Below are 22065 nucleotides of genomic sequence, written 5' to 3'. Positions count from 1 at the left end.
AAAAATACCCGGTGCAACATACACCGGATAGATTACGCAAAACTATAAATTATTTTACAGCTTGAAGATTTTCATTAAGAGGTATCATTCGAGGCATTATCAAATGCACTAATCCCAGGATAGTTAGATAAGATAGACCAGCAATAAGGAAGGCCCAAAAGAAACCCGTATTATCAGCTCCATCGAGTACGACGCCCAAAATAACATTACTAATGATACCGGCCACAGCACCAACCATTCCTCCAACGCCTACAACCGAAGCAACCGCTTTTTTAGGAAAGACATCAGAAACGAGCGTAAAAATATTTGCTGACCACGCTTGATGGCCGGCAGCACCAAAGCCTATTAAGAAAATAGCTAACCACTTATTGTCAATAAAGGCCACAAAGGCTACTGGCAAAATAATTAAAGCACATATTAATAGTGTTGTCTTACGGGCCTTATTAATTGCCCATCCTTTTTTTATAAAGTAACCAGATAACCATCCGCCAAAGATGCTTCCACCATCAGCAATTAGATAAATTACCAGGAAAGGCAGCCCCATCTCTTTTATTTTAACATCAAAATTTTCCGCCAGGAAAATAGCTCCCCAAAAAAGATAAAACCACCATACGGCATCTGTTACTTTTGCTAAAGAGAATGCCCATGTTTGCTTTTTTGCGAGCACCTTACTCCAAGGTAATTTCTCAACAGATTCAACAACTTCTGAATCACTTTGAATATAGCTTAGTTCCTCCGACGATACTTTGGGGTGATCTTCTGGTTTTTTATAAGTACGAACCCATAGGAAAACCCATATCGCACTTAATACACCTGTAATTAAGAATGGTATTCGCCAATTAACAAGCTCCCCTTCTCCTCTTTCACCACCTGTCCAATAAACAATGGCACCAACCACAAAAGGAGCTGCGATTGCTCCAATACTCGTTGCGGCATTAAAAATACCGGTAGCAAAGGCCCTGTCTTTTTTAGGAAACCATTCTGCTGTGGTTTTTATTGCAGCAGGAAAGTTACCCGACTCACCAAAGCCTAAACCAAAACGAGCTAACATAAATCCGATGATACTAAACCCACGGCCAATCGCGGCATGCATCATACCAAAAGCACTCCACAAACCGATTGAAAGTATATACCCTTTTTTTGTTCCTAAACGATCAATAATACCACCCATGGTTAAAAGCCCAATGGCATAAGCAATCTGAAACGCTATAAGGATATTTGCATAATCCTTCTTTGTCCACCCAAACCACTCAATGAGTTCAGGCGACATTATCCCCATAAGACTTCGGTCGAAATAGTTAATTGTGGTGGCCAGCATCAAAAGTGCCAAAATACGATACCTGTATTTACCTTTTGGTTGGTTATTTGATTTATTCATGTGTTTATAATTTGTTTTTATTTACCACATGGAACTCGCCAGCTAAGTTATTCTCGTGTGTGAGAAGTATTTGCTCATGGCTCGTTTCATATGATTATGATTTTCTTTCATTTCCCATATGGAACTCTCAAGCAAATTTTATCATCCTCCTGTGTGAAATTTGGATAATCAAATTTACATGGTTCGTTTCATATATTTATTTGTATTAGAATACTGATTATAAACTTCTTCTGATACCCAGCTCCAAGCCTCTTATCTCGGCTAATCCTTTCATTCTTCCATAAAGCGAATAGCCCGGATTATTATCCTGACCAACATCACCAAGCATTTGATTTCCATGATCAGGGCGCACTGGAATGGAGTAATCTTTGCGTCCTTGCTTTTTTCTGGCTTCTTCTTCTTCAACAATGGCTTTTAATACTTCATAGATATCCACATCACCATCAAATAAATAGTCTTCGTTGAAATTGTAATCGTTGTCGCGTTTCACATTGCGTAAGTGAGCAAAATTAATACGAGGAGCCAGCTCTTTGGCCATCACTGATAAATCGTTAAAATGACCTGCTCCCCATGAACCTGTGCAAAGTGTTACACCATTTGAAACTGAATTGATCGTATTGATTACTGCTTTTGCATCCTCTAGCGTACTCACAACACGAGGTAAGCCCAATAAGCCCCATGGCGGATCATCCGGATGAATGGCCATGCGTACACCTGCTTCTTCGGCCACCGGTATAATAGCTGCTAAGAACTCCTGAAGATGTTTTCTTAACCTCTCGTCATTAATATCTTTATACTCATTTAACACAGCTTGAAATTGTTCAAGCGTATAACTTTCTTCAGCCCCCGGTAACCCTTTAATAACCGTATTGGTCAGGACTTCTTTACCTTCATCATCCAAAGCTTTATAGTATACTTCAGCTTCTTTGAGAATCTTCTCGGTGTAATCATTTACAGCACCCGGGCGCTTCAAAATGTGAATATCAAAAGCAGCAAATACCTTTTGTTCGTATATCAAAGCCAATGAACCATCATCAAAAGATGACTCCAGATTAGTTCTTGACCAATCGAGCACTGGCATAAAATTGTAACAAATGGTTTCAATGCCACATTGTCCAAGGTTTTTGATCGATTGCTGGTAATTAGCAATGTAGTCTTTCCATTTACCCGACTGCTTCTTAATATCTTCGTGCACCGGCACACTCTCCACCACCGACCACACAAATCCTGCAGTTTCCACTTCAGCTTTTCGTTTTTGAATCTCTTCAACCGTCCACACTTCACCATTTGATACGTGATGTAAGGCAGTAACGATACCGGTTGCACCGGTTTGCTTTATATCCGCTAAGGTGATACGGTCATTGGGTCCGTACCATCGCCATGTTTGTTCAATCATTATTTTTTACTTTTTAAAGAAAGATGAAGGAGCTATGAACAAAACAATACAAACAAAACATTCATAACTCCTTCTGATATAATTGTTATACACCACTATACGCACTAAAACCGCCATCGACAGGCACTACTACTCCAGTTATAAACTTAGCCCAATCAGATAGTAAATAGTTAACAGTTCCACATAGCTCTTCCGGCTCACCATAGCGTTCCATTGGAGTATTGGTGATGATTTTATTTCCACGTGGGGTTGCTTCTCCAGTTTGCTCGTCAATCAACAGGAAGCGATTCTGATTTGTCAATAAAAATCCAGGTGCAATGGCATTCACTCGAATGCCAGTTTTGGCAAAATGTACTGCCAACCATTGTGTGAAATTATTAATGGCTGCCTTAGCTGCTGAATAAGCCGGAATCTTGGTTAATGGCGTGTAAGAATTCATGGAGGACACATTGACAATGGCTCCATCTTTTTTATCCAGCATATCTTTCGCAAACACCATTGACGGCAACAGTGTTCCCTGGAAATTAAGCGCAAACACCTTATCGAAACCTTCCATTTGCAAACCAAAGAAAGTATCCTCCAATTTATCCAACTTATCCTCCGTTAAAAACTCTGCTTGTGTAGTAGCTGTTGCAGCATTACCTCCCGCCCCATTTAATAGGTAATCGACGGTACCAAGTTCTTTATGAATAAGTTCAAGAGCTGCTTCCAACGACTCTTTACTTAATACATTAGCACTGATACCTATAGATTTAACACCAAATTCGGTTTCAATCTCATTGGCAACTTTCTTAGCCGCTTCTTCATTTAAATCAAGAATAGCTGTTTTAACACCTTGCTCGGCCAAACCCTTGGCCATAGCAGAACAGAGAACACCTCCTCCGCCAGTCACAACAGCCACTTTATCCGTTAAATTTAATTCATTCATATCTTTTATCTTAATGATTTAATAGTCTTGATTAATTCCTGAACTTTTACTTCTAATGCAGGCCAATCTTTATTCTCCATTATTTCTTTGGGAAATAAATTAGACCCCATGCCCACACAGGTTACTCCAGCGGCAAACCACTTCTTGAGGTTTTCTTTTTCACAAGTGACTCCGCCAGTAGGCATAATATCGGTCCAAGGCATGGGTGCTTTAACTGCTTTTACAAACGATGGCCCGCCCACTTCTGAGGCAGGGAATACTTTCACCACTTCGCAGCCTAACTCTTGGGCTTTATTAATTTCAGAGATGGTACCACAGCCAGGAGACCACATCACCTTACGTCGGTTACATACCTTTGCCATGGTCTCATTCAATAAAGGTGAGACGATAAAGTTGGCACCATTCTGAATGTATAAAGCAGTTGTTCCTTCTTCAACAATAGATCCGGCCCCCATTATCATACCGGGCAGTTCGGCCAATGCATACTTATTTAATTCGGCGAACAGCTCATGGGCAAAATCACCTCTGTTAACAAACTCAAATACACGGATACCTCCTTTGTAACATGCCTTCAACACGGCTTTACAAACCTCAATATTGGCATGATAAAAAACCGGCACTACACCCGTTTCCTTCATTTCCTGATACACTTCTATTCTTGAATATTTTGCCATATTCTATATTGTTTTGACAGAAGTATGAAGCCGTAATCAGCAGTGACCATCTGTCCATTATATATTATTAGTTTATAGTTAGGTTAAAAAGGAAGATGAGTATACCCCATCCTTCCTTTAACCGTTTTCCCAACCGTTGTTGAGGCTCCTTCAAAAAATACTACTATCTCGAAACACGTCCGGAGGCATCACCTCCCATTAATTTTTCAACTTCTTTTATTGTCACCAGATTGTAATCACCATGGATCGTATGTTTTAAGCATGAAGCTGCGGTTGCAAACTCCAGTGCTTTCTGGTCGTCGCCTTCATAGCTTAACAAACCATAAATTAAGCCACCCATGAAAGAGTCTCCTCCGCCAACACGGTCTACAATGTGAGTGATGTTATAATCGGCTGCTTTAAACAAGGTTTCCCCATCGTATAATACACCCGACCAGGTATTGTGATTGGCATTGATGGAACCTCGCAATGTGGTTATTACCTTCTTAACACGTGGATATTGCTTCATGATTTGCTGCGATACACTTCTGTAGGCTTCAGCCTCAACATGACCACTGGTCACATCCATACCTTCAGGATGAATACCTAATACCATAGCAGCATCTTCTTCGTTACCTAGAACGATATCGCAACCAGCTACCAAAGCAGGCATTACTTCGGAAGCTTTTTTGCCATACTTCCACAAGTTTTTACGATAGTTTAAATCACACGAAACAGTAACGCCAAGGCGATTGGCAGCTTGGATAGCTTCCAAACAGGCGTCTGCGGCTCCCTGAGACACAGCCGGTGTAATTCCAGTCCAGTGAAAAAAAGATGCATCTTTTAATACTTCATCCCAGTTAACCATTCCAGGTTCGATGGTTGAAAAAGAAGAGTATGCACGGTCATACACCACTTTACTGGCTCGCGCCACAGCACCGGTTTCAAGAAAATAAATTCCTAAACGATCACCACCATAAATGATATCATCAGTATTAACGCCATACTTGCGTAATTCCTTCATGCAAGCATCGCCTATATCGTTTTTGGGCAAACGGGTTACCAATGAAGCTTCAATACCATAGTTGGCCAGTGAATAAGCCACATTGGCTTCTCCACCACCATAACACATATATAAATTGTTGGCTTGCGCAAAACGCTGATATCCGGGGGTGGATAAACGGAGCATAATCTCCCCGAAAGTGATAACTTTTTTATTCATATTTTAAAAATCAAAGTAGTTCTTAGCATTGTTATATGAAATACCTTCAACCAAAGGCTTTAAGATGCTTTCATCATCAGGTATTAATCCCTTCTCAACCTGCTCACCTATATAGTTACAGGCAATTCGACGGAAGTACTCATGACGCGGAAACGACAGGAAGCTTCTTGAATCGGTGACCATACCCACAAAGTGACGCAACAAGCCTAATACAGAAAGGTCGTTTAGGTGCTTTTCCATGCCCACTTTCTGGTCGAGGAACCACCAGGCGGCTCCGTACTGTACTTTAGCAGCCACACTGCCGTCGTTGAAGTTGCCGCACATGGTCAGCATCATTTCATTGTCAGCTGGATTGAGGTTATATAAAATGGTTTTACACAACTGATCCTCTTTATCAAGATGGTTCAAAAAGGCAGCCATCTTCTCTGGATTCTGAACAGCTCCCATAGAATCAAAACCGGTATCTGCACCAAGCTCATTAAACTTACGAATGCTATTATTTCTAAGTGGCCCAACATGGTATTGCTGCACCCAACCACGCTTATGGTTCAGACGCGCCAATTCAGCCATTACGCAGGTATTGTATTTTTCTGTTTCCTCTTCAGTAATACGCTGACCACTCAAAAGCTTTTTGATAATACTATTAATCTCTGTTAGAGTATAATCGCTATAGTAAAAGCGATATGGCCCACTATCAGACACCCTACATCCTACTGCATGAAAAAAAGCATGTCGTTTGTCTAAGGCTTCCAGTAAGGTATCTAAATCAGAGATGTTAACATCGGCAGCAGCTCCTAACTTTTCAAGATAAGCAACGTAGCCTTGCGGCTCATCAGTCTTAAGTACATTGTCGGCTCTAAAACTGGGTAGTACTTTTATATCAAAGCCCTCCTCTTTTAATTGTTGATGGTAACGTAAATCATCGGCCGGGTCATCAGTTGTGCCGACCATCTCTACATTCTGCATCTTCAGCAAGTTGCGGGTACTGAAATTCTTTGATCGCAACTTAGATTGAGTTTCTTCGAAAATTGCTTCTGCAGTTGATGGTGATAACAGATCATAAATATCAAAATATCGGGCTAATTCCAGATGTGTCCAATGATATAAAGGATTACCTAACGTATTAGGTACTGTGGCCGCCCATGCCATAAACTTTTCTTTATCACTGGCGGCACCTGTACAACTGTGTTCGTCCACGCCATTAATGCGCATGGCGCGCCATTTGTAATGATCACCTTCCAACCAAACTTGTCCTAAATTATCAAACTGAAAATCTTCTGCTATCTGTCGCGGATTTAAGTGGTTGTGAAAATCAACAATCGGAAGCCCTGAACTATAAATACAATACAATTCTTTTGCTGTATTATTAGAAAGTATAAAATCTTCGTTTATAAATTGATTCATGATAAAACTTATTGAGAAAATTTATTGATATATAAATTTCGTGTTCGTACACGAAGATATGCACAATAATTTAATTTGCAAATAGTCAAACAAATGCAAGCGATGAGAAATTACTTATGTGATATAAAATTATGAATGCCCGTTATGCGATATATATCACTAAGCCGAGTTAAAAGAGAATAGATTCATTGTAACACTTTTCAATGATATAAGGAAAAAACCGATTGAATATTAGTGCACATTTTCAAGGGAGGCTAAAGTATTAATTTATTCCTGTTATAGATATCGGCGAAAAAATTCGAATTCATGGCTGCTTATGAAAGACTTATATTCTCTTTGAAAAGTGGTGAGCAGACAAGAAACTATTTTATATATAGTACCTTCTCATACTCACCATTCATAATGCTTATCGGATCATAATTTTTTTAGTAAGCTTAGTTTCGTACCCTATAACATTTAAAATATAGATTCCTTTTTGAAGCTTGCCATTTAGATCTAAAGTAAATTTATTTTGATTGTGAATAAGCTCACTTGTAATCAATTGTCCATTTACATTATAAATACTAACGCTATAGTCACCACTCAGCTTAGCACCATTAACTTCAATATTTAAAGACATATCCCCATTAGATTGAAATACGTTTAGTGTAACATCATCCTTAGACAAAATGTTAATATCTGTGCTTTTACTTTCAACAACAACATCACCCCAACTGGTACCCAAAGCAACTCCATCAACAATCGCTTCTACTTTTCGCTGACGTAAGTGAACAATTTTAATATTAGCAAGATCACTACCTGAAGCATCATTAGCAGTTAGCGAAGCGGTTTGCGGTTCAGTCACAGGAACACCGTCTTGCTCCTGTTCAAAAACGAATAAGCTAGCAATATCGTTGTCAGCCCCATCTACAAATTCATATTTAACAACAAAAAAGTATGTTTTATTATAATCATATAATTCAGAGGTCCAATTGATATTTGTACTATACCCTTTTGTAAAGCCAAACATTACTTTGCCACTACCATCATCCTTGGCCATTACTCTACCTCTCAATTGATTTGAATCATAATCGCTTACAGAGATAAAGAAGTTATTAAAATCACCTCCAATTGTTGACTTAATATTTGCCAAAAAAGATAAATAGACTGTTCCAGAGCTTACGGAAGAAGAAAAGAATGGCTTGCGTGCAATTCGTTCGGGACCATATGGATCTCCTCCTTCAGAAATGGCAATATGAGCCGCGTTACCAATACCAGAAATCGCTAATCCAGTATATTCCAATCCTGGACTATAAATGTTAATCGATGGAGCATCCCCTTTCTGTGTAAATCCAATGCTTGCATCTGTTAACAAAGTAGAGGTCGGATAATCAAAATTTTCAACATTTGTTTGTGCAAATACAGCACTTGAAACAACTCCAATAATAATAAAAGACAACATTTTTTTTAATTGTAGATTTAGTTTCATGATTAATTAATTTATAAAAGTTAAACAATAGGTTCCTTTAAACCAGTCGAAATATTGATTTAATAGTTACCATAGATTTTTTCAATAACTGTGATCAATATCTCTGTAGATATTGGTCTTATCAGTATTTTAATTTTTTGGCAGATTTTGAATACCCTTGTAAGATGTAAAATGCTTTTTTAATGGTGTTCTTCTTAATTATCAGAGCAGAGCTTCCAACAAAAACTAATTCGTTACCTTCCTTATACTTAAAGCATTAATAACAGGCACTCCTTTTGAAGCGTTAAAACGTATTGTAATTCCTTCTCCACCTTCAATGATTATCTTATTTTTCAGGACAAACGGAACAAATTCGCAGAAATCTTGTGCTAAATTTAAGTTTTCAATTACGGTAGTTTCATTAATCTTAACTGAGAACTCTCTTTCTTCAACTTCAACCTTTATGGCATCATTGCCCAAGTTATAAGCCAACTTTTTAATTTCTTCCTTTTTTAATAATTCTGAAAAATGTAGTTCAACAATGTATTCTCCGGCAGGTAAATCAAACTTGTATGCCTTAGGATTTACTCTTTGCGACTGATAAATTGGGTCATTTTTAGTACCAATTATATTTTCGGATGCCGTAGGGTTAGTACCATGCCAGGTTTTCACTTTAAACGTTTTTCCTCCTATATAGCCCCAGCTTCCCACTGAATAAGGCTTATCAGGAACCCAGTTTTGCTGTATAACATTATCACTAAAATATTGATGCGATCCGGCGTTTATAGCAATGTAATTGAAATCAACGTTAGAAGTATGAAAGGGTAAAACTTCGAACTTGATGTTTGCAACATCCATAACAACAGCACTATCTGTTTTAGCCTTTGCTACAAGAATATTTTCCCCATTTATAAAAGGCACATTAAATCTTGCTTCATTATTACGCACTTTCTTTGTACCAAGCAGTCTTCCGTTTAGTTCCAGTTGAACTTCGGACATATTTGACATTAAGATTATTTCCTGAGTGGCAACACTATTATTGATTGAATCTGAGACTGCAGATCTATTATTCCAATTTTTCGAAGATATAACCACTATTGGTTCCGAACTGTTACTAACCTTATACAAATAATAAGGTTCTTTAGGCTTTCTATTAAAGGTTGACAAGCCCTTGTTATTCATATGAGGCACTGCATCACCTCTCCCTTCAGAACCGAAATCAAACTGATTCCAAACCATAGCTCCTGCTACAAAATTGCGTTCTTTAATGGCCTTTAAGTAAGCCCTATGGTAATTGGTAGCATATTCCACTGAAAAATCAAAAGCAACAGGGTTAAACGTATGTAAGCGAGGATCTGCTCCTGCCCCGTATTCAGTTACTAACATTGGCTTATGCGGAAGTTCTCTATGATGTCGATCTAAATATTCCCCAAATTGGCTAAATTTTCCACCATACCATCCCTGATATAAATTCCAACCAACTATCATTGGGATTTCAGTTAAGCCTACTTCAACATACCTATCAAAAGCCCCATGATTAGGAATCATGGTATATCGGTATGGATCAAGAGCTCTTGTTTTATTTTCGATGCGCTGAGCCAGCAGATTTATATTCTTAAAATATTCCTTTTGACGCTCCTTATTATCTTCATATTTAGGACGAAGCAATATCTCATTCATATATGCCCATATAACAACACTAGGATGGTTATAATTCTGCTTTATCATTTCTTCCATCATAGTCAGGCTGTTGGAATAAAATGCTTCCGATTCGGTTATTCTATTACACATAGGGATTTCAACCGTAGCAATAATCCCCAGTTTATCACACATTTCAAGAACCACAGGATCTTGCGGATAGTGGGCAATACGCAGCACATTACCACCCATTTCTTTGATTTTAGCTATATCGGTAAGGTGCAGATAATCCGGCAGTGCATTCCCCAGGCCTTTATAATCCTGATGACGATTTACACCAATTAATTTTGTTTGGATTCCGTTAAGAAAAAAACCTTTGTCAGCTGAAAATGTAAACCACCTAAAACCGACCGGATTTGTCACATAGTCAAGTTCTTTTTTAGAAACCGGATCGCTTAATACAGAATGTAGCGTGTATAAATACGGATTGTCTATTGACCACAAACGGGGATTATTAAGGCTGTTATTTAAATTAAACTCAATTTCATGCTTACCATTCAGCTTAACTTTTTTGGTTTCTTCAAGTACAACATCACCATTTTTATCCTTGAGTATGTTTGTAACCAGTACATCCTTAAGGGTTTTATCTGATGTAATCAGACCTTTGATCTCTATATCGGCCTTCTGTTTGGAAACCTTGGGTGTTGAAATATAAATTCCATTCGAGGCATAATCGGATAGACTAAAATGAGTTTTATGAGTACTTATTAGATATACATCGCGGTATATACCACCATAAAAGGTAAAATCAGCCGTTAGTGTGGGAATGTTTTCATTGAATCTATTATCAACCTGAACCAATATTTCACAGTCGGCTTTACCATTGACCTTTTTCTCAACTAAATCAGTTATATCAAAACAAAAGCGTGTATAACCACCTTCATGTTTTCCGGCCAATTTGCCATTGACATACACGATAGCTTCTTGATTCACTCCTTCAAAGTAGAGGTATAAGTTCTTTTTAAGCTGAGATTCACTTAATTTCACATCTCGCCTATACCAGGTCTTGCCCCTATAATAACCTTCTTGATCATCAAAGGCATCTTTGCTATTGTACGTATGTGGTATTTGTATTCGTTCCCAATTTAGCTTAGCTTGAGATAAGCTATCAATGGATATATCTGATTTTACAAATTGCCAATTGGAATTTAAACTAATTTCCTGCCTTTGTTTTTGACAAAAAATAGATTGTTGACCGATTAGTACTAAAGTTAATATGAACAAAATTCGCATGACTATTCAAATCAATGTTTATTAAAACCTATTAAATATCTGTATTGGAGCTTTACTGCGATAAATTCAATTAATTAGGGATATGCCTTGAATTTTTGTAGCTATTCACATATAACTCAATAGCACATCCCTTATTAAATATATTACAGTAGTTTTTACTGTTCTTCCATACCTATATCAACTTTTCCATTGACAGGTACAGGGGTACCAAAAATATCCTGAACAGGAATCACTCCACCTTTACCATCCATAGCATCAGGCTGATAGCTACTTCCCAAATCGACACCTGGTGAGCTACCATCTAAGCTAAAGTTGTAGATGTTCTCCATACCTTCCGATGCTTCTGGTAATCCTGAAGTTTTATATACAGGAACCTGGTTCCATAAATTTCTTTCAACATCAATCAACTCATGCGCAGCAACTCCTGCAAATTGATTGTCTTTTATCGAATTACCAGTACTCCCTCCCAAATTAACAAGGCTTTCGGTATGGCTACAGTAGAACACATTGTTAAAATACTCAGCACCTCTGGAATATCCATCCCAGCTTTTATGTTGGATAATATCTACTGCCTCATCCAGACCTGAATAAATATGATTATTGTGGACTTTTAGCCCCATTACATTCCCTGAAGTTTTTATGGCATGGTCGCCGTTATCGGCAAAAATATTGTAACGTATGATGGTATTATAGTTAAAAGCTGTATTCCATTTTGCCGGTCCTCCAGTTATCAGCACTCCACCTTCGCCATTATGATGACAGTAATTATACTGAAAAGTTGTCCAACGTGTTTTAAAGTCACTATCCAAACCGCCTGAATCGACATCTCCTTCATTAGTAATCGTATTACACGCTTCATTATATTGAAACAAAGCATAATCTGTATTAAAACAAAATGCTGCATTTCCGGAAGTCAGCTCCCCACAATAATTCAGTTTGTTATTTTCTATAACAGGAGCATATGCTTCTCTTATTATAATCCCGTTGCCTGCGATATGTTCAAGGGTATTATTTCTGTACACCACGTTTTTACTGCCAACCCATGAAATATTCACATAAGAACCTCCGTTTCTGGGCCATTCTCTGTCATCCCAGGATGATTTATTTGAAATTCCTGTTTGCGATACATGATGGATATGGCAATTCTCAATCAGAAAATCATCAAAATAAGTTTCTACCTGACTACCTAGTATGGTATAAATAATACCGCCACTCATTTTATCTTCATTAAAATTACCGTTTGAAAGCCCTCCATGCCTTCCATTAACATCCGTTATTTCCAGATTTTTAAGATGAATATGATTGACAATACCGAAATCTTCTACTTCGATATAAATTCCTTTTCTGTCTTTTTCAGCAGTAGTGCCTTTATTGGTAATTTTTAAGCCATCTACTTCAATGTATTCTTGGTTTTTGATTAAAAAGGCATATTCTGTTCCCTGAGATGCTATGAGTGGTTTATTTCCTTCTCCATACGATTTTATGATAATCGGATTATCCTTTGCCCCACTGCCTTTAAAAGAAAACACCTCATTCCATTCACAACCTTTCTTAAGGCTTACTTCAGTTCCTGCTTCCAGTACAACTTTCTGCAGGTTCGCAAAACTTTTCCAAGCATGACTTTCTGTATTTCCAGGGTTTGAATCACTCCCATTATCAGCATCTATAAAATACTGTTCATACACAGTATCAATTATTTCATTGCTTTCGCTTTTGTCGCAACCTCCTGAAACAATTGATAAAATTAAGATCGTTATGCTTAGTAGAATATTCACTTTATTCATTATTTAAAATTTAATCACCTTGTTAAAAACTATTACTAAAAACAATGCTAACTAAAACGTTGATATCTTTAGTTGTTATAACGAATTGTATCAGAAACCAAGTCCTGACTATTAGCCCCAATCATTATCTCAAACTCTCCCTCTTCGGCATATATTCCTCCATGTTTGTGCCAAAAGCCTAACTCATCTTCCGTAATTAAAAATTCTACGTTCTTAGATTCGCCCGCCCTCAAATGAACCTGCTTAAACTTTTTTAGCTCTTTGACAGGTCTGGCAACAGAAGCAACCGGGTCATATATATACAATTGAACGGTTTCCTTACCATCATATTTACCATCATTCGTAACCTTTATGGAAAGTTGAATAGATTCGCCTTTGCTAAAAGATTCTTTGTTAGCCGTAATATCAGAATAAGAGAATTTGCTATAGCTTAAGCCATAGCCAAATGGATATAGCGGGCTGCTTTCATTATCCTTATAATTGGCCTGATAAATAGATTTACTGCCAAGTTTTTCGGGTCTGCCTGTATTTTTTTTTGCATAATACAGAGGCTGCTGGCCTACATGACGCGGGAAAGATATGGGCAACCTTCCACTTGGGTTATAAGCACCTGTGAGGACATCTGCAATGGCATATCCACTTCTGGAACCTAAAAACCAGGTTTCAACGATGGCTTTTGCCTTGTCGTTAATAGCGGTAATGTCCAACGGTCTTCCGTTCATCAATACCACAACAATGTTTTTATTTACTTTATAGATTTCTTCAAACAACTCAATTTGCAGACCTTTTAAAGTAATATCAGTTTGACTTCTGGCTTCTCCTGTTTGATAACAATGTTCACCAATAGCAAGAATAACAACATCTGCCTTTTTGGCGATACGTACCGCCTCTGCAAACCCGCTTCTATCCTCTTCTTCAATGTTTAAAATAGACTGATAATTGACCACCTCATCGACCAAACTACAACCTTTAGCAAACTGTAGCTTTTTGGTATCTCCTATCCGGTTTTGCAAACCCTCCCACAAGGACACAGCAGAGTTATATTCTGCACGGGCTCTCCATGATCCGAGGGGCACATCTTTATCGTTGGCCAATGGTCCTATTACTGCAATCTTCTTATCTTCGGCTTTTAAGGGCAGTATGCTTTCATCGTTTTTAAGTAAAACTATTGATTCCCTCGCCATTTGCTCACTCACCTCAAGATTCTCGTCCTTATAGATCTCGTTCTTTTCGCGCTGAATGGATGAGTATCGATAAGGATCCTCGAATAGTCCTAACCTGTATTTAATCTTTAAAATCCTTTCTACAGAGGTATTTAAAGCTTCTTCGGAGATAATGCCTTCAGCTATTAAATCTTTTAGATGTTTTTTATAACACCGTCCTTCCATATCCATGTCTACGCCAGCTTCCAGAGCTGCAATTGTTGCTTCTTTTCGATTGCTGACAATGCCATGTTTGATGAGCTCACCGATAGAATTCCAGTCGGACACAACAAAACCGTCAAATCCCCACTCATCCCTTAAAACACCGGTCAACAGCTCCTTATTTTTAGAACAAGGAATTCCGCCAATATCGTTAAATGCACTCATAAATGTAGCAACACCTGCATCTACACATGCTTTAAAAGGCGGCAGCACCACATCTCTAAGTGTTTGCTCGGTAATCTCCGTTGTATTGTAATCAATGCCGGACTCGGCAAAGGCATATCCTGCAAAATGTTTCGCACAAGCGGCCACGCTAAAAGTATCGGACAAGGTGGTTCCCTGCAATCCTTCAACAGTGGCTTTTGCAATAACCGAAGTCAGATAAGGATCTTCGCCACAGCTTTCTACAATTCTTCCCCATCGTGCATCCCTGCTAACATCCAGCATTGGTGCGAAAGTCCAATGTAAACCGGAAGAAGCTGTTTCCCTTGCCGTTACCTTCGCACCTTCTTTTATTAATTTTTCGTTCCAGCTACTCGCTGAAGCTAACGCTACTGGCATAATAGTTTTGTATCCATGTAGCACGTCATAGCCAAAAATCAAAGGAATTCCCAATCTGCTACTATCCACTGCTATTTTTTGCAGGTCATAGGTTTTTTGCGCACCATCTACATTAATAAATGATCCTACTTTCCCTTGCTTTACTTCATTAACAATACTAACTGCTTTATTGGATACTTCGGGACCGGTCAACGCCTCTTTACTTGAGTATTGAACTAGCTGTCCAATTTTTTCTTCAACCGTCATCTGCTCCATCAAATCGGCAATGAATCCGGCCTCGGTGTTTTTGGTTGCATGATCAGGCTTACAGCTTAACAATAAGCCCAGATATACAACAAATATCAATATTATTAAATTTCTCATGTGATAAAATGTTCTTTCAGTTACCACATTAAACTCCCATAAAGACGATCCGCTTCCTAAAAAAACGCACCCATGGATTGTTTAACCAAACAACTTTTTTTCAAACATGTATATTTAGATATGTGTAACTTACCCCTAACACCCTACCTTTTATTAGCAGAATGTTAGGATAAGCTACTTTATCTTTTCATCTTACTCCGCAGGACATACAAATCCTAAGGAAGAACCATCTATATCCAACAGTTCAAAATCATCGAAGTAATAAATGGTACTTTCAGAAGCATTTCCATTAACGTGGGTTCTTAAGTATAATCTATCAGGGTTTTGACCTTCCTTCCCATCAGGAATATAGTACTTATAAGACCCATAGGCCTGACTATGGTATTTGTATTCGCTTTGGTTTGTAAAATCAAACTCAATTGTTTCCCATTGATCATAAGCACTAACTTCCTTTTCAATCCACACATTACGTTTATACGAATCGCTATAAGAAGAGCCATCCGCTCTATATCTATCTTCAAGATATAGCCTGATGATTTTTTTATCCGAGTTATCGGTATTGTCAATCACGTTGCCGTCTGGTGCCGTTGTGCTTGAAGGAATATAAACATTCACCCTGAACTTAGCCTGGAAAGAAAAATCAAACTCAGAACCATCAGCCAGCTTACTAAATTCAAGAACTCCATATTGTGCGCCATTGGCTTTATAATGATACCTTAAGGTGGCTGAACTATTATTGGCCTGCACTGCTGCCGGCAATTCTGATAATGCTAATAGTCCTGTTTCATCCGAAACAGCATTCCAATTAATATCACCACATGCACTGCCATCCATATCATCGAAGAATCCCCATGTTTTTGGAGGTGCCACACCTGCTGCTATGGTTACACTAAAAGGTAGGGTTTCAGTAATTACGCCAGCATTATTTTTTGCACTTATTGTAACCAGGCATTCTTTTGTTACTTCAACCAACTCTTCATTTAAAAATAGATAACTGTAGCTTGTTGCATCTGTAACATCAGAAAAAATTAAAGTGGTTCCATCATTCTCAAAAATATCTACCTGATAGCTGGTTGCATTCTGTGCTTCCATATTGAACTTTATTTTACCCGAACCATCATTACTCACTTCGACAGATGCTAATAGTTCAAATGGTATTTTCTCGTCAACAACCACCTCAACAGTGTCATTTGCGGTTCCTTTTAAACCTTGTGCAATTAATACGGCTTTATAAACTCCTGCGTTGTCATATTTTATTGCAAATACTCCATCTGTTGAAGTTTCAGGATCTAATTCATTGACATCTTTCTTCAATGCAAAATAAATCTGTCCCTCACCTGTTGCAGTATAATCAACAACATAACTAGGGTTATCTGCATTTATATCGTATGTTAGTTTTACATCTGTTGGGATATCCTTATAGCCTTCAAGCTTATCGTCCATATCCTTATCGTACTCACTTTCGCACGAAAACAAGCTAAGTATTGCTGTCGTGTAAATCAATTTCTTAAAAAAATATAATCTCTTTATCATGATCTTCCTTCTTAACTTTATTAATAACCTTCATTTTGGAACTCAGGAACCCCCATGATATCAATCTGATTTTGAGGAATTGGAAAATTGACATTACGTAATTGTATATTTTCCTGAGCATCAGTCTTTAAATTACCACCAACCAAGTCAGTATAGCCTGCCTCATGACCAGCATGATCTCTCATATATTCAATTAATTTACCTGTTCGTTTTAACGCATACCAACGTTGACCTTCCATAGCCAATTCACGGGCTCTTTCATCTAAAATCAAATCAACGGTTAAATCAGCAGCTGTAAAATCAATGGATGAAGGTGCTGTTATAGGCAATTCATATGCACGTCTTCTTACTTGGTTCAAATATTCAACCCCTTTGTCAGGATCATTCAGCAATAAGGATGCTTCCGAAGCGATCAAATAAGTTTCTGCTAAACGGTAAACAATTAAGTCGGACCACGACCAGGTTGTGGTAGTGGTTTCGAAGTCAATATACTTAGCTAAACTTGGGTGCAATCTTCGGTAATAATCTTCTGAAGATAATTTTTGTTCAGCATTACTTACAACATCACCCAACTGTACCCCATCAGGCAAGTCCTCACTATCGTTGTAATAATAATTCTGCACATAATAAGAGGTGAAACGTTTATCTTTTCTGCGTTCAGCATCATTGATACCATACAGGTTAAATAGATAGTTGCTTGGCATCGCCCAACTTAATCCCTGACCTAAAAAACCCTCTTCAACTACACCTTTTAGCTCTTGGTAACGAGCTGTTGTCATAGTACCTAAACGGTGATTACGTCCTCCACCATTACTACCCTCAAGCTCTAAATCGAAATTGATAACAAATAAGTTTTCACTAGAATACTTTGAAGGCTTTTTCTCTGATCCGAAAACCTCTGAAACCTTAGCTAATTCATAATCACCATAACCTATTACTTCTTCGGCTTGCGATAAAGCCTGCTGAGAATAGTTTTCTGCACTTAACGTACCTTGTGTTTCTATATCATAAGATTGCCAAAGGGCAACTTTAGCCTTTAAATGTTTTGCAGAAGCCTTTGTCCACCTTCCAACATCGTTAGTTGTCCAAGGCAAATGAACAATAGCTGAATCTAAATCATCATTTATTGCGCTAAAAATATCAGCAGGACTAGCAACAGCATATTCAATATCAAAAGCATTTTCAGGAGTTGTAGGTTCCAGGTTTAAATGAAGATTATGAAATAACCTGTACAATGTAAAATAAGAATGTGCTCTAAACATCCTTGCTTCTGCTTCCTGAGGTTTAATATCTGCATCAAAATTAACCGACGATGCAATAAGGGCATTACTTCTATCGATTATTCGATAATGTTGTGTCCAAATATAATTTCCCGGAAATGAAGATGAAGTTGGGGTTAGCTGATTGGGATTATAATACACCCAACTTCCAAAGCCTGCCCTAATGCCCACTAAGTCAGACATGATCATAGGAATTCCCTGGTGCTGCTGCCCCGTTCCTTCGTAAAAGGCGCGATTTAAATTATATAAAGCATTTACACCCGTTGTATACCCTTCTTCATTCTCATATATCCATGATGAAGAAATCGATGTAATCGGCTCCTCTTCTAAGAACTCTTCACAAGAGGTAAAAAAAAGGAATATTGTAACTATTATTGTATAATATAAATATTTCATTTGTCGATTCTTTATTGATTAAAACTGAAGCTGAATCCCTAATAGAAAATCTTTTGACTCAGGGTATCCATCCGGATCTTTTTCCGGACTAAAAGATAAGTAGTCGGTCCAGGTATAAAGGTTATAAGCCGTAGCATAAAACCTTAATTTGTTAATTCTCCACTTTTGAGTAAGCTTATCAGGTAAAGTATAACCAATGGTTAAATTTCTGATGCGCCAGTAACTGGCATCGTCGTATGCAATGGTTTGCATAAAAGGAATACTTTGCATCGTTGGTCGCGGATATTTCGTAGATGGATCCTCAGGAGTCCAGTAATCTACTTTTATCCCATTTACTTTACCATTTAAAGAACCTCCTTTGTTGTATTCGTATAAATAAGGGTTCAATTTGGTTATACCTTGAACCGTATATAAATCGATGAATAAATCGAAGTTTTTATAGTTGGAATTAAGTGAAAAAGATCCGATCCAATCAGGCTGACGGTCATAAATCCTGCGATCATCAGCATCAATTATACCGTTATTATTTCGGTCTTTCACTTTTATTCCTCCTGGTGATGCATCAGGCATATGTGAATTCACGATATCGTCATTTTGTTGCCAGATACCTTCAAATTCATAGTCATAATAAATATCTATCGGAGAATTGATGTAGTATTGTCCTTCTACATCATCCTCTTTACCGTCGCCATCTAAATCACCATATAACTCCTTAATTTGGTTCCTATTCATTGAAAAGTTAGTGTTCAAGGTTACATTTAGGTCCTTCGTATCTACCAATACCCCCGATAATGACAATTCAACTCCCTGGTTTTGTACTCGCCCTAAATTGTCTAACATTTGGGTATATCCTGTAATACCTCCTACACTTCTTCTCATCAATAGGTCTTCAGTATTGCTGTAATAATATTCGGCTGTTCCGCTTAGTTTGCCACGCCATAAACCAAAATCAAGTCCCAGGTTTAGCGTTTTTGTGGTTTCCCATTTTAGATCCGGGTTAGCCAACTGATAATCTGGAGAATAGCCAGAGGCACTTTCGTTGGCACCACCATTATAAAAGATGTAGTTATAATCCTGGGCTATTCCTAAACTTTGATAGGCACCAATGGCTTGATTCCCAACAGAACCGTAACTTGCTCTTAACTTTAATTGCGAAATGGCATTAATTTCTTTAATAAAACTTTCATTGGCCAAGTTCCAGCTCAATGCTACCGAAGGGAAGTATCCCCATTTATTGTTTTCGCTAAATACAGACGATGCATCAGCCCTCATTGTCAAATAAATGTAGTATTTCTTAGCAAAATCATATTGAATTCTCCCCATAAACGAAAGAAGAGTTTTTTCGTTGGCCGAATGTGAGATAGATAATGGATCCCTTGCATTATGAATTCCATTGTAGCCCAGAAAATCATTAGGAAAATTCTTTCCTTCTAAATTAGTTCTTTCCCATTTTGTTTTTTCAATACTATTAACAAATGTACCGTAAAGTGTATGATTACCAAATGACTTATTATAGTTAAAAATATTTTCAAGAGTCATCCAATCACTATATTCAGTATCTTTTTCAGCTATCCCATTTACACCTCTTCCACTGCTTTCTTTCGAGGTTTTATAAGTTCCATATTTACCAAAAAAAGAAGTTGTACTTCCCTTTAAGCGATAGTTAAAACCTTCAAAAAGTTTTAAATCAGCATACAGTGTTAAAATATATTTATCGGTATTGGATACATTATCTGTTTCATCCCTATTTATTAAAGGATTAAAAAACGATACATCACCTGTTGGGTAGGTCTTATAACTGCCATCTTCATTGTATAGAGTTCCAATAGGATCAGAATTAATTGTATTCATTGAGCCAGGGGCGCTTGTCTTTTCACCACTGTTATAAATAACATTTGTTCCAATAGTAAGCCATTTAGTGGCATCGTAGGTGATATTTGTCTGAAAATCATATCGTCTATAGTCGGATCCAGCAATTAGACCGTCTTGACTAAAGTACCTTAATGCAAGTGAATAAGTTGTTTTATCACCACCCCCTGATAGGTTAACACTGTGACTTTGTTTAATGGCCCCGTCATCTATAATTTCGTTTTCCCAGTCGATGAATTCACCACTTTGCAAGGCTGCTTGCTGCTCTTCAAATGTAAAAATCGACTCATCAATGACATAGTTACCTCCATTATCTGTTCGATAAGCTTCTCTCTTTAGTTGAGCAAACTCATATCCATCAAAGGTTTCAAAATTATTCCACAATTTCTGCGAGGAGACGAAAGCGTCATAAGAGATTCTTAACTTACCTTTCTCACCTTTTTTACTGGTTATTAGTATGACCCCATTTGAAGCTCTGGCACCATAAATAGATTGAGAAGCAGCATCTTTCAGTATCTCAATGGATTCTATCGCATTTGGGTTAACATCGTTCATACTACTAACGGGTACTCCATCCACCAATACCAAGGGATCGTTGTTACCTTCAATAGATCTTTTACCCCGAATTAAAATTGAAGAACTACCTCCTGGTTCAGCATTGTCGAGTGTAACTTCTACACCTGCTACTCTACCTTTTAACATATTCTGAACATCAGAAGTTGGTGTATTGGAAAAATCATCGATATTTACAGATGCAACTGAACCTACTACATCACTCTTTTTCATGACGCCATAACCTACGACTACCACCTGATCCAATCCAATACTTTCTTCAACAAGTGTAATATTTATTTGATTGCGTCCTGCTACATTAACTTCCTGCTTAACAAAGCCTATAAACGAAAAAACAAGGCTTTCATCAGAACTTACTAAATTAAGTGCATATGAACCATCAAAACCTGTAATAACACCATTTTGTGGATTACTTTTTTGATAGACATTAACTCCTGGGAGTGGTTCTCCTTTATCGTCAGTTACAATTCCTGAAATTGTTTCCTGCGACTGTACATTATCAACTTTCTTTTCTGTATTCTTTTCATATGGAAAAAGAATGACTTGTTTATCAACTATTTTGTATTCAATACCAAACTCATCTTTGACATCGTCCAGAATCTCAGTGATTTTTTGAGCACGATACTCTCTAGTTACTTTTTGCTCAACATCAATAATACCGCTATAAAAAAAGTTGAACTCGCTCTGTTCCTCAATCTTATTAAAGAAATCTTCAAGACTTACTTTATTAACTTTAAGCGATAAGGTGGCACTTTGTGAAAAGGTTTCAGAAGCGAAAGCTCCTGTTATAAAAAGTAACATCAGTAGTACTGAAAGCTTCATAATTCTAATCGTTTTTAGGACACATGGACTCAACCCATGCATACATCGGATTTTTTTCATAATTTTGAAATGTTATTAGATAAATAATTCTATTATTTATC

Annotated in this window: 13 protein-coding genes; all 13 read right to left on the bottom strand. The window is 37.6% G+C overall.

The features are described 5' to 3' along the window. Positions 1–49: 49 nt before the first annotated feature. Positions 50–1378, bottom strand: coding sequence for an MFS transporter (locus FNN09_RS15380; protein ID WP_143303261.1), 1329 nt, complete (start codon positions 1376–1378; stop codon positions 50–52). A 217-nt stretch (positions 1379–1595) separates the two neighbouring features. Beyond that, positions 1596–2774, bottom strand: a complete 1179-nt coding sequence (uxuA, locus tag FNN09_RS15375) for a mannonate dehydratase (RefSeq protein ID WP_221932515.1) — start codon at positions 2772–2774, stop codon at positions 1596–1598. An 85-nt stretch (positions 2775–2859) separates the two neighbouring features. Then, a complete protein-coding gene (locus tag FNN09_RS15370) occupies positions 2860–3702 on the bottom strand; it encodes an SDR family oxidoreductase (RefSeq protein WP_143303260.1) in 843 nt (280 codons plus the stop codon). Between the two features lie 5 nt (positions 3703–3707). Then, the gene (locus FNN09_RS15365) at positions 3708–4376 is read right to left on the bottom strand and encodes a bifunctional 4-hydroxy-2-oxoglutarate aldolase/2-dehydro-3-deoxy-phosphogluconate aldolase (RefSeq protein ID WP_143303259.1); all 669 of its coding nucleotides are present in this window, start codon (positions 4374–4376) and stop codon (positions 3708–3710) included. A gap of 163 nt (positions 4377–4539) precedes the next feature. Beyond that, complete coding sequence (locus FNN09_RS15360) at positions 4540–5577, bottom strand: sugar kinase (RefSeq protein ID WP_143303258.1); 1038 nt, start codon at positions 5575–5577, stop codon at positions 4540–4542. A 3-nt stretch (positions 5578–5580) separates the two neighbouring features. Beyond that, a complete protein-coding gene (gene uxaC / locus FNN09_RS15355; protein ID WP_143303257.1) occupies positions 5581–6981 on the bottom strand; it encodes a glucuronate isomerase in 1401 nt (466 codons plus the stop codon). A 406-nt stretch (positions 6982–7387) separates the two neighbouring features. Beyond that, positions 7388–8449, bottom strand: coding sequence for a T9SS type A sorting domain-containing protein (locus FNN09_RS15350; RefSeq protein WP_143303256.1), 1062 nt, complete (start codon positions 8447–8449; stop codon positions 7388–7390). A gap of 225 nt (positions 8450–8674) precedes the next feature. After that, complete coding sequence (locus tag FNN09_RS15345; protein WP_143303255.1) at positions 8675–11359, bottom strand: glycoside hydrolase family 2 TIM barrel-domain containing protein; 2685 nt, start codon at positions 11357–11359, stop codon at positions 8675–8677. Positions 11360–11514: 155 nt separating this feature from the next. Next, a complete protein-coding gene (locus FNN09_RS15340; protein ID WP_143303254.1) occupies positions 11515–13143 on the bottom strand; it encodes a right-handed parallel beta-helix repeat-containing protein in 1629 nt (542 codons plus the stop codon). Between the two features lie 68 nt (positions 13144–13211). Next, positions 13212–15491, bottom strand: a complete 2280-nt coding sequence (bglX, locus tag FNN09_RS15335; protein WP_143303253.1) for a beta-glucosidase BglX — start codon at positions 15489–15491, stop codon at positions 13212–13214. A gap of 192 nt (positions 15492–15683) precedes the next feature. Further along, on the bottom strand, positions 15684–17024 hold the full coding sequence (locus tag FNN09_RS15330; RefSeq protein ID WP_143303252.1) for a hypothetical protein: 1341 nt from the start codon (positions 17022–17024) through the stop codon (positions 15684–15686). Positions 17025–17044: 20 nt separating this feature from the next. Continuing rightward, positions 17045–18700, bottom strand: coding sequence for a RagB/SusD family nutrient uptake outer membrane protein (locus FNN09_RS15325; protein WP_143303251.1), 1656 nt, complete (start codon positions 18698–18700; stop codon positions 17045–17047). Positions 18701–18718: 18 nt separating this feature from the next. Further along, entirely contained in the window at positions 18719–21964 is a 3246-nt protein-coding gene (locus FNN09_RS15320) for a TonB-dependent receptor (RefSeq protein WP_185969034.1), read from the bottom strand. Positions 21965–22065: the final 101 nt, after the last annotated feature.

This window comes from Carboxylicivirga sp. M1479, assembly GCF_007097485.1.
Classification (GTDB): Bacteria; Bacteroidota; Bacteroidia; order Bacteroidales; family Marinilabiliaceae; genus Carboxylicivirga.
Note: the sequence above shows the minus strand (reverse complement) of the source record. Positions and strands in the feature narration are given on the sequence as shown.

Excerpts from the sequence above, each read along its gene's own strand:
- FNN09_RS15380 (WP_143303261.1), bottom strand. The coding sequence starts at position 1,378 with ATGAATAAATCAAATAACCAACCAAAAGGTAAATACAGGTATCGTATT.
- uxuA (WP_221932515.1), bottom strand. The coding sequence starts at position 2,774 with ATGATTGAACAAACATGGCGATGGTACGGACCCAATGACCGTATCACC.
- FNN09_RS15320 (WP_185969034.1), bottom strand. The coding sequence starts at position 21,964 with ATGAAGCTTTCAGTACTACTGATGTTACTTTTTATAACAGGAGCTTTC.
- FNN09_RS15325 (WP_143303251.1), bottom strand. The coding sequence starts at position 18,700 with ATGAAATATTTATATTATACAATAATAGTTACAATATTCCTTTTTTTT.
- FNN09_RS15360 (WP_143303258.1), bottom strand. The coding sequence starts at position 5,577 with ATGAATAAAAAAGTTATCACTTTCGGGGAGATTATGCTCCGTTTATCC.
- FNN09_RS15340 (WP_143303254.1), bottom strand. The coding sequence starts at position 13,143 with ATGAATAAAGTGAATATTCTACTAAGCATAACGATCTTAATTTTATCA.
- uxaC (WP_143303257.1), bottom strand. The coding sequence starts at position 6,981 with ATGAATCAATTTATAAACGAAGATTTTATACTTTCTAATAATACAGCA.
- FNN09_RS15345 (WP_143303255.1), bottom strand. The coding sequence starts at position 11,359 with ATGCGAATTTTGTTCATATTAACTTTAGTACTAATCGGTCAACAATCT.
- bglX (WP_143303253.1), bottom strand. The coding sequence starts at position 15,491 with ATGAGAAATTTAATAATATTGATATTTGTTGTATATCTGGGCTTATTG.
- FNN09_RS15350 (WP_143303256.1), bottom strand. The coding sequence starts at position 8,449 with ATGAAACTAAATCTACAATTAAAAAAAATGTTGTCTTTTATTATTATT.
- FNN09_RS15330 (WP_143303252.1), bottom strand. The coding sequence starts at position 17,024 with ATGATAAAGAGATTATATTTTTTTAAGAAATTGATTTACACGACAGCA.
- FNN09_RS15365 (WP_143303259.1), bottom strand. The coding sequence starts at position 4,376 with ATGGCAAAATATTCAAGAATAGAAGTGTATCAGGAAATGAAGGAAACG.
- FNN09_RS15370 (WP_143303260.1), bottom strand. The coding sequence starts at position 3,702 with ATGAATGAATTAAATTTAACGGATAAAGTGGCTGTTGTGACTGGCGGA.